This window comes from Streptomyces sp. NPDC029836, from assembly GCF_055574495.1.
The window spans coordinates 279,594-289,255 of record NZ_JBVHZI010000010.1 but is presented as its reverse complement, the minus strand read 5'-3'; the positions used below and the strand labels follow the sequence as shown (position 1 = coordinate 289,255).

Sequence of the window (9,662 nt, the reverse complement as noted above, 5' to 3'; positions counted from 1 at the left end):
GGGTCGGCCCGCCGCCGGGGGCGGGGGGGGGGGCCCCCCGCCCCCCCCCCCCCCCGCCCCCCCCGGGGGGCCCGCGGGGGGGCGACTTCGGTGCGGGCAGGGTCGCGGCGCGGTCGGCGACCAGCCGGATCGCCGCGATGGTGAGGTCCGGGTCGTGGAGCTGTACGTAGTGGTCGCTGCCGGTCGCCCGCAGGTGCGGGGTCTGCGGCCGCAGGCCCACCAATGCCTGCTGGGCCTCGGGCCAGGCCGCTTCGAGCTTCGCGAGCAGGCCCTTGTCCATGGTGGCCGGCGCCGCGAAGGGCGCCGTCTTGCTGAGCACCGCGACCGGGACCGGGGGCAGCGGGCCGCCCCGGTCGATGGCGTCGACACCGCCGTCGATGTCGACCCGTTCGAAGTCCGGGTCGTCGTCGAAGGGCGTACCGGGGTGGCGCAGGGATGTGACGTACGCCGCCCAGTCCTCGCCCATGGCCGGCTTCAGCCCCGGTCCCAGGGCGTCGACGAGGACCAGTCCGCGCGTCCGCCCGGGGTGCTCCTGCGCGTACCGCAGGGCGAGCATCCCGCCGAAGGAGTGCCCCACCAGCAGGTACGGGCCCGGTACCCGGCCGGCGGTCAGCACCCGGTCCAGGTCGCGGACCATGTCGGGCAGCGCCCGGGTTCCCCGTACGGGCGTGCTGCGGGTGGTGATCGTGGGTGGCCGGGTGTAGCGGAGAGTGCCGGGCCGGTCGTACGTGCACACCCGGGTGAACGCGGCCACGCCGGGTAGCACGGCGGGCGTCTTCGGTACGGGCGGGGTCGTGTCGGTCAGCGACCACGGGTCGGACGCCTCGTGGAGGCCGGACAGCAGCACGACGGTGGGGCTCCCGGAGCCGGTGCACCTCAGGTGCAGGCTCCGGCCGCCGCCGATGTCCACGGCTCGTCCGGTGTCCCCGCCGTCGGGCCCGGGGGCGGCCGCCCCCAGGAGGAGCGCGAGCGCCGCGACCGCCGGCGCACCGCGCGCACACCATCGCATGTGCCCATGGTCCCCCGCACCGGGCCCGCCCGCCTCCGCGCGGCGGGCGGCGGGTCCCGGACGGTCCCGGTGCGCCCTACCCGGGTCAGGCGACGGCGCCGTTGTCCACGACGGCGGACTTCCCGAAGATCTTGACGGCCTGGTAGTAGGTCCAGGCGGTGGAGTCGCACGAGGTGCGGGTCGCTCCCGAGTAGGCGGTACAGACCCGCTTCAGGTCGGCGTAGAAGGCGTCGTCGAGCCGCGCCTTGTTGGCGCTGAACGATCCGGCCGCCTTGTAGTTGCGGTATCCGAAGTCGTGTCGGGCGCAGGACGTCTGGAAGGGGAAGCCGAACGGGTTGTCCGGGGAGGAGGAGCAGTAGTCGGTCGACCAGTCGAACCCGTAGGCCGACCAGTTGCCCTGGTTGGCGCGGGCGGCGACCCAGGAGTTGTGGCTGGCGGCGCTGGTCTGCGTCCAGCCGCTCAGGACCTGGGGCTTGTCGGCCGGGGCGGCGGCGGCCGGGGTGGCCAGGGCGACGATGCCGGCCGCCACGGCGGCGGTCACGGCGGTGAGCTGACGACGCATCGGGATCCTCCAGGGACGGTGCGCCGGGAACCCCCCGGCGCCGATGCGCACAGTCTGGGAGCCTCCGATATCAACTAGGTATCGCTCCGCTGTCCGCGGTGCCGTGTCGAGGGCGTGCGAGTCCTCGGAGCCGTCCGGTGCCGCCATCCGGTGGGCCGCCGGCGGCCGCTGACGGTCCGCCGGTCGGACAGTCGCGGAGCCGCCGTCGCGCGGCGTTCGCCCCCTCAGGTCTGGCACTGCTTCGTGGCGGCGGGTGACCAGCCGCTCCAGGCGGCGCCGTCGGCGCGGGCGTGCACCCGGATCTCGACCCGGACGGGGCCGCACACGCGGGTCGAACTGCCCACTTCGACGGGCCCGACGGTTTCGCCGGGCCGGACGTGGGTGCGACCGTTGCCGATCTTCTCCCAGTGACCGCCGTCGACGACGCGGAAGAACGCTTCGTAGGTGACGTTGACCGCTTTCGTGCCCGTGTTGCGCGCCTTGATGTGTGCCGTGATCTCCCGGGTGGGGAACCGGCCGGCGGAGCCCCGTTGGGCGCTGATGCAGCCGTTGACGGCCACCCGGCCGGTCGATACGCCGCCGCCGCAGGCGACCGCCGCCGCGTGGGCGTTGGCCGGCAGGGCGAGCAGGGTGAGCGCGGCCGCGCCCAGGATCGTTCCGGTGCGCCTCAGGTGCGATGTCATCAGGTGCAATGTCCCGTTCCCGTCGATGAGTCCGTTTCCTCTGGGAAGACCATCGCGGGTTCCGGGGTGCGAAGTGCAGTGCCCCCGGGGGCCTTTCACTCAAAAGTGGACAAAGAACCGAGCCGTCCATCGGGTTGTCACACATCCGGGCAGGTCGGCGGCGTGCGCCCCGCCGGTGCGGCTGCGACGGCGTTGTGACGATCAGCAGATCGTGGATCGTCGACCGCACGAGAGACGAGGACGCGCACGATGCCCACAGTGTCCACCGCCGCCCGCCCGGAGCCCGCGCTCCTTGCCTTCATCGCCGGTGGATCGCTCCGACGGTGCCCCGATCACCGGGCCCGGGCTCCGGCGGCAGGGGGCGTTCCGCGTACTGGAGCACGCCGCCGACCGAGAAGCAGAGGGCGCCCAGCAGGGTGCCCCAGTTGGCGATGTCCGCGTTGATTTCGCTGCCGGTGACCCGGGGGGTGAAGGCGGCGAGCGCGGACACCATGAACAGGACCGAGCCGAGCTGGTTGACCGCGACGATCCACCAGCCGAGGTCACGCGCGAGCACCCGTACCCGGCCGTGGCAGACCTCGACGAACGACAGGTGCCCGGACACCAGGAAGAGCAGGCATCCGATCACGTCGGGGGTCCAGATCAGCCGGTTGACCTGTTGGACGGTCAGCCCCTGGAGGAACGAGTCCAGCAGGTTCACCCCGAACACCAACGTGCCGGCGAACAGGGCGAACACGCACAGCCAGTCCAGGTGCATCGGTTCGTAGCTCCACCACCGCCACCGCCGGGTGACCAGGGCGTCGGCGCCCGCCGGAACGTGCCGGGGGGCGTTGATCACCTGGAGCAGGGAGACGTAGCCGCCCGTGGTGAAGAACAGGCCGCCGACGAAGTAGACGCCGGCGCTCGTCATCGCGTCGCCCGGTCCGAACTGGGCGATGGCCGCGCCCGCCGCGAAGAGCGCGCCGCCGAGCACGAAGGCGACCGCGGCGATGGAGTTCAGGCGGCGCAGTCGTACGAGGCTCACCGCGTCGGCGCGGGCGTGGCGGGCGGTCGGCTCGCCCGGTGCGCGCACCGCGAGCACCCCCCGGCGGCGGGCCTGGCGCGACTCCCAGACGGCTTCGGCGCCGTTGGGCAGCCGCCAGGTGCGCCGGGTGGTGAATGGTCCGGCGCCCTCGACGGCGCGTAGTTCGGCCTGTCCCACGGCCCGAGCCTAGGCCGCGCGGGGGGGTCATCCCCTTGAACGAAACACGGCAGTCGCCGGGCGCACGGGGCGACACGGGCACCACGGCGCCGACCGTCGGTATCGGGTGAGGGGTCAGTTCGGGACGAGCGCGGTCCACTGCTCGCGGGTCGGGCCGTCGGGTCGGGGCGAGAAGTCCGGGTGGGCCGCCAGCCACGCGGTGACGTGCCGGTCCACCTCGTCGGTGCCGTAGGCCTCGGCGGCCGGTCGCACGAGGTGGCGCACCTGGGCGCGGGCCCTCATGACGACGGGATCGTCGAAGGCGCAGGCGGCCCGGGCGGCGGCCCACCGGTCCTCGGGGGGCGGCGCACTCGCCGCCAGGCGTTGCTCGTTGGCCCGGTCGGCCGCCACCTGCGCGTCGAACCAGGGCCGCAGCTCCCGCGTCGTCCAGGCGTGGTAACCCATGGGATCGACCGCGATCCGGTCGGCGTGGCCGGCGAGGTACTGGGCGGCGCGCAGGCCGAGGGCCGCGCCGTGGCCCAGGGTCGGGTTGGTGTGGATGAGGCTGTCCCCGGCGTTGACGAGGCCGGTGACGACGGGCCCGTCGTCGTCGGCGAGACCGGTCCAGCGGTTGTCGAGGCCGGCCATCGCCAGTACGGGCGACTGCGGCTCGGGGGCCAGGTCGAGCCAGGCCGCGGCTGCGGGGAACAGCCGGGCGGCTGCCTCGAACACGGTCGGGTCGGTGAACGCGCCCCGCGTCGGATCGCCCGTCGAGAGGACCAGGTTGACCGCGAAGGTGTCGTTGTCGGAGGGGAAGACGCCACCGAGCGCGAACGGCGCGGCCGAGCCGGTCTTCACCCGTCCCGGGTCGCGGGGGCCGTCGGCGCGCAGGCGGTACCAGCGGCACAGGTAGGCGATGCCGGCCCGGTGACTGTCGACCACGGGCGGGCGGCAGCCGGCCGCGGTGAGCCAGTCGGGGACCGGCGAGCGGCGACCGGCCGCGTCGACGACGAGGTCGGCGGCGTACGTGTCCGTACCCACCCGTACCCCGGTGACCCGGGGCGGGCGGCCCCCCTCGACGGTGAGGCCGCGCACCGGGTGGCCCCGCCGTACGTCGACGGCGCGTTCGCGCCGCACGGCCGCCGTCAGGGCGGCCTCCAGCACGATGCGGCGGGTGCGCAGGTTGACCAGGTCCTCATCGCCGTCCCGGTACGGGGGATGCTCGCAGAACCAGTCGAAGTCGTGGTGTTCCCGGGCTCCGCGCGCCAGCAAGTCGGCGTAGACGTCCGGAATTTCGGCGCGCAGCACGGTGCGCACGGGAGCGAGGAACGAGTGGGGTTGGACGGCCTGCGGTATCCGGGGCCTGTGCCAGTCGTAGAAGTCCTGGTTCAGATCCTCGCCGGCCGCCCGCGCGTCCCGCTCGAACAATGTGACCGCATGCCCCCGGCGGCCCAACATGAGCGCCGTCCCCAACCCACTGATTCCCCCACCGATCACCGCAACCCGCGCCACCGCAGCTCCCCTTCGCGTCGTGTTGCGGTGCGATCCTACTGGTCGACGATCTTCGATCGGAACACGGTGCTGTCCCCACGCCGTACGGAAGGTCGCGCCGGGACCGGCGGTCGGCGTCTTCAGGCCTTCTCGACCGGGCCGGCCACCACCAGGTTGCCGTCCGGGGTCCGGTGCGCGAGCCTGCCCGTGCGGAGGTAGCCGTCCGGGGTGAAGGCGCGGGCGTTGTGCTCGGGCGCCCGGTAGTGGCCCCGGGGGACGTGAGGGCCGCGGGCGAGGAGTTCGCCGCGCTCGCCGTCCGGCAGGGGCTTGCCGTCGGCGTCGACGATGCGGAGTTGGTCGTCGGGCGAGAGCGGGCGGCCCTGGGTACCGAGCACCGTCTCGGCCGGATCGCCGGGCCGGGTGAGGGTGAGCGGTCCCTCGGCCATGGCGAAGACCTGCTGCACCGCGCAGCCCAGAGCGGAGCCCAGCCGTTCGGCGGTCGTCCGGTGTCCTTGGCCGGCGCCGATCTGTACGAGGCGCAGGCTGCTCAGGTCGGCCCGGACGGTGGGGAGTACGTCCAGCCAGCGGTGGGCGAGTTCGGGTTCCACCGAGGTGAGGGTGACCCGCTCCCGTTCGACGGCCCGCAGACACGCGGCGGGATCCTGGCCGTCCTGTCCGTCCCGGTCCTCCGGCTCGTCCACCAGGACGACGGCGCCGCCCACCGAGAACGTGCCGACGATGCCGGGGCAGCCGAAGGCGAAGTGGGCGGAGGCGGGCAGCGCCGCGAGGTACACGTCGTTCTCGGTGAGCGACACCAATTCGGCGGTGGCGCGCGCCTGGTAGACGTAGTCGTTGTGGGTGCGCGGTACGAGCTGCGGCGTCCCGGCGCCGGCGCCGGCGAGCAGGAGGAACGCCACCTGGTCGGCGGTGCGCGGTGGCGTCGGTTCGGGCGGGGAATCGACGGAGTCCAGCGGGAAGTAGTAGCAGCCCGCCGGGTCGGTGGTGAAGCCGCCGTACGGGGACGCGGTGCCGGGCGCCTCGAAGGTGAACACCTTGCGCAGGAAGGGGCCGCGGGCCGCGATGTCGGCCGCCATCGCCATGTGGTCGAAGCCCCGGTGGGTCGACGGGCCGACGTAGCCGACGCTCTCGGTGACCTGGACGAGGTGGGCGACCTCGGCCGCGCCGTACGGGAGCGGGCAGAACACGGGGACCGCGCCGACGCGCATCAGCGCGAACGCGGTGATGACGAACTCGGGGACGTTCGGCAGCTGGACGACGACGCGCTGCCCGGGCCCGAGGCCGCGCAGGCGGAATCCGGCGGCCACGCGGTCCACGCGCCGGTTCAGTTTGGCGTAGGTGACGCGGGCGTCGCCGTGCACGAGCGCGGTCCGCGGTCCGTACTGGAGGGCCCAGCCGCGGAGCAGGTTGTCGAGGGTGTTGCCGCGCCAGTGCCCGGCCGCCCAAAAGTGGTCGACGCATTCCTGGGGCCAGGGCGTACAGCCGTCGAGCAGGGGTTTCATGTGCTTCCTCCTGTGCCGGTTCCGCACCGGAGCCGCGTCCCGTGTCCCGCCGTTTTGATCTTGGCCAGCCAAGCTTCCACCACCGCTGGGCGCAAGGCGCGATCCGAACCATGGACGCCGCGCTCGCTCAGCGAATGGTCCAATCCGCGCCGCTGACCTGCGGGCCGGTCGCAAGCAGCGGGAGCGCGGCGGGAGCGGGGATCCGTTCGAGGATGCCGCCCGCGAAGACGTCGTACAGGGGCAGCGTCTCCAGGTGGACGTAGCCGATGTGGCAGTCGCAGCTGGTCAGCGGGCAGGGGCGGGGGGCGAGGGCCGTGCGGTAGGAGCCGTCGTAGAGGTTGCCGAGCTCGGTGCGGACGAAGTGGCAGCGGCGGACGGTGCCGTCGCCGTCCACCGACAGGACGGACTCGCCGGTGCGGCACGGCAGACCGGCGGAGCGGTGCGGGCGCCGGCTGTACGGGAACAGCGGGTCGAGGGCGGTCCAGGCGTCGGCCTCCGCGTCGGTGTACGTGTGGCCGTCCGCGGCGTTCACCCACAGGTAGACGTGGGCGGGCAGGTCGGCGCGCAGCCTGCGCGCGTGCTCCAGGTTCTCGGGGAGGCCGACGATGCCGACGCTGTGGCGGATGCCCCGGTCGGTGAGGTCGCAGAGCTTGGCCAGGAACCGTTCGTAGGGCGTCTGTCCCGGGTGGTAGGTGCACCACAGGGCGAGGCGGGCGGGGTCGGCGTCGGCGAGCCAGTCGGTGCGGCAGCTGAGATTGGTCTGGATGGCGACGCGTTCTACGTGCGGCTGCTGTGACAGGTCGACGAGGGCGCGCCGGTACCAGGAACGGACGAGGCCCTCGCCCCAAGGCGTGAAGAGCAGCGAGAGCCGGTCCTCGGTACGGGAGCGCGCCCAGTGGGTGAACCGTTCGAGTGCGGCCCGGTCGGCGCGCAGTTGCGCGGTGGTGTCGCGCCGCTTGGCGAAGGGGCAGTACGGGCAGTCGTAGTCACAGGAGGCGAGCGGCCCGCGGTACAGGAGGGTGAGGTCCACGGCGGCTACTTGGTCGCGTAGCCGGCCATGGCGGCCCGGACGGCGGGTGAGAACAGGGCGGGGCCGAGGGCGTCGGAGTGTGCCAGGCCCTCCGCGGTGAGGCGCAGCAGGGGGCCGGCGCCGTCCTGGTGGAGCCAGCCCCGGGCGGCGAACGCGGCGAGTTCGGTGGGGAAGTCGTCGTGCGGGTCGGCGCCGAACCGCTCCCGGTAGTCGGCGACCGGCAGGCCGCGGGCCTGGAGCAGGGACTGGAGCAGGTGGCGGCGGCGTGCCTCGTCGCCGGTGGTGTACCGGCCGTGGACGGCCCGGGTGAAGTCGTCGGTGGCGGTGTAGTCGTCGATGATCGACCGGATCTGGCCCATGTCGACGGCGTAGTCGAACGAGTAGTGCAGTGCGGAGGTGTAGGAGCGGGCGCCGCAGCCCAGGCCGATCATGCCGTCGGTCTGGCAGGCGTGGTCGTCGGGCCCCTGCGGCGCCGCGCAGGGCAGCCGGAACATGCGCATCGACACCTGCTCGTAGCCCTGCGCGAGGAGGTGGTCCCGGCCCCGCCGGTAGAGGTCCAGGCGCTGTGCGTCCCAGGCCCGGTCGGTGAGCGCGGTGCGGCGGGCGAGCCCGGTGAGGGGGCGGACGTACAGGGGGTACAGGTACAGCTCCTCGGGTCGCCAGGCCAGGGCGGCGTCCAGGGAGGTGCGCCAGGTGGCGGGGGTCTGGCCGTCGATGCCGTAGATGAGGTCGATGTTGAGGACGGGGACGCGGGCGTCCCTGATGCGGCCGAGCGCCGCCTCGACGTCGGCGCGCCGCTGGGGGCGGACCGCCGCCCGGGCCTCTTCGGCGACGAAGCTCTGCACGCCGATGCTGACGCGGGTGGCGCCGCGGTCGGTGAGGACGGCGAGCCGGTCGGCGGTGGCGGTCGCGGGCGAGGTTTCCACGGACAGCGGGACGGCCCGCAGGTCGACGCCCGTGCGCCGCTCGGCGATGTCGCAGAGCCGCTCCAGCTCGGCGGCCGTCAGGAAGGTGGGGGTGCCGCCGCCGAACGCGGCGTTGGCGAACCGTACCGGCTCCTCGTCCTCCTCGTCGCCGAGGGCCTCGCGGACGGCGGCGGCCTGTCGGTCGAGGGCGTCGAGGTAGCGGCCGGTGAGCCCGTCGGGGGCGCCGATGCGGGTGAAGAGGTTGCAGAAGCCGCAGCGGACCTCGCAGAACGGTATGTGCAGGTAGAGGGAGAGGGCGTCCTTGCGTTCGCCGCGCCACAGGTCCCGCAGGGCGGGCCCGTCGGGCAGCGGCCGGTACGCGGTCTTGTGGGGGTAGGCGTACACGTAGGCGTCGTACGTGCGGATCTCGGGCGGTGCGGACGCCGTGATCGCGGTGGGTGCGAGGGTGGTCATGCGGACGGCTCCAGGAAGAAGTGGGCGTACGGCACCGTCCAGACGGCCTGGTGGGCGAGGCGGTGGCCGGTGTAGCCGTCGTCGCCGTAGGTCGTGCCGTGGTCGGAGCAGACGATGGCGAAGCAGCGGCGGCGGGAGCTCATGGCGGCGAGGAGCCGGCCGACGTGCCGGTCGACGTACTCGAGGGCGGCGGCGTGGCTGGCCCGGGTGTCGCCGGCCGCGGCCGTGGCGCCGGGCAGGTGGAACCAGTTGGGCTGGTGCATCGCGGAGGCGTTGAGGAACAGGAACAGCCGCTGCTCGGCCGGGAGCGCGGCGACGACCTGCTCGGCCCGCTCGACCTGTGCCTCGAAGGAGTGCGGCGACGCCACGCCGAACCCGGGTTCCCAGTGGCTCTCCTGGAACATGCCGGGCAGGACGTCGCCGAGCGCGCCCCGCTTGTTGAAGAAGCCGACGCCCCCGACGCACACCGTGCGGTACCCGGCCGCGGCGAGGCCGGACACCAGGTCGGGCGTGTCGAAGACGTACGTCCGGCCCTCGGTGGTCTCGCTGCCGGCGAAGCGGGCGGCGAACAACCGGGGGTGCGGGCCGGGGCGGGCCGGCGTGGGCAGGAAACCGGCGAACATCGCCTGGTGGGAGGCGTAGGTGAAGCTGCCGGGGGCGTGCCGTTCCTCCCAGAGCCCGCCGGGCAGGTGGCGAGCCAGGTTCGGGAGGCGTCCGGCGGCCGCCAGTTCGACGGCGACGTCGTGGCGCAGGGTGTCCAGGGTGAGCAGGAGCAGGTCGTCTCGGCCGACGACCTCGTTCATGTCGG

Annotated in this window: 9 protein-coding genes; all 9 read right to left on the bottom strand. The window is 73.7% G+C overall.

Features of this window, described 5'->3' with window-relative positions; all coding sequences use genetic code 11:
• A partial coding sequence (locus ACZ4XJ_RS27250; protein WP_468497720.1) for an alpha/beta fold hydrolase occupies nt 1-1,009 on the bottom strand: 1,009 nt, incomplete at its 3' end.
• Nucleotides 1,010-1,094: 85 nt separating this feature from the next.
• Nucleotides 1,095-1,571: a phospholipase gene (locus tag ACZ4XJ_RS27245; protein WP_362881221.1), complete on the bottom strand. Its 477-nt coding sequence runs from the start codon at nt 1,569-1,571 to the stop codon at nt 1,095-1,097.
• 224 nt (nt 1,572-1,795) lie between these two features.
• Nucleotides 1,796-2,254: a hypothetical protein gene (locus ACZ4XJ_RS27240; RefSeq protein WP_468497719.1), complete on the bottom strand. Its 459-nt coding sequence runs from the start codon at nt 2,252-2,254 to the stop codon at nt 1,796-1,798.
• A gap of 298 nt (nt 2,255-2,552) precedes the next feature.
• On the bottom strand, nt 2,553-3,455 hold the full coding sequence (locus ACZ4XJ_RS27235) for a hypothetical protein (protein WP_468497718.1): 903 nt from the start codon (nt 3,453-3,455) through the stop codon (nt 2,553-2,555).
• Between the two features lie 114 nt (nt 3,456-3,569).
• Nucleotides 3,570-4,946: an FAD-dependent oxidoreductase gene (locus ACZ4XJ_RS27230; protein ID WP_468497717.1), complete on the bottom strand. Its 1,377-nt coding sequence runs from the start codon at nt 4,944-4,946 to the stop codon at nt 3,570-3,572.
• Between the two features lie 119 nt (nt 4,947-5,065).
• A complete protein-coding gene (locus tag ACZ4XJ_RS27225; protein ID WP_468497716.1) occupies nt 5,066-6,445 on the bottom strand; it encodes an AMP-binding protein in 1,380 nt (459 codons plus the stop codon).
• A gap of 127 nt (nt 6,446-6,572) precedes the next feature.
• Complete coding sequence (locus tag ACZ4XJ_RS27220; protein ID WP_362881212.1) at nt 6,573-7,475, bottom strand: STM4011 family radical SAM protein; 903 nt, start codon at nt 7,473-7,475, stop codon at nt 6,573-6,575.
• Nucleotides 7,476-7,480: 5 nt separating this feature from the next.
• A complete protein-coding gene (locus tag ACZ4XJ_RS27215) occupies nt 7,481-8,854 on the bottom strand; it encodes an STM4012 family radical SAM protein (protein ID WP_468497715.1) in 1,374 nt (457 codons plus the stop codon).
• Nucleotides 8,851-9,657, bottom strand: a complete 807-nt coding sequence (locus tag ACZ4XJ_RS27210; protein ID WP_362881208.1) for an STM4013/SEN3800 family hydrolase — start codon at nt 9,655-9,657, stop codon at nt 8,851-8,853. Before ACZ4XJ_RS27210 ends, ACZ4XJ_RS27215 begins: the two co-directional genes overlap by 4 nt.
• Nucleotides 9,658-9,662 lie beyond the last annotated feature (5 nt).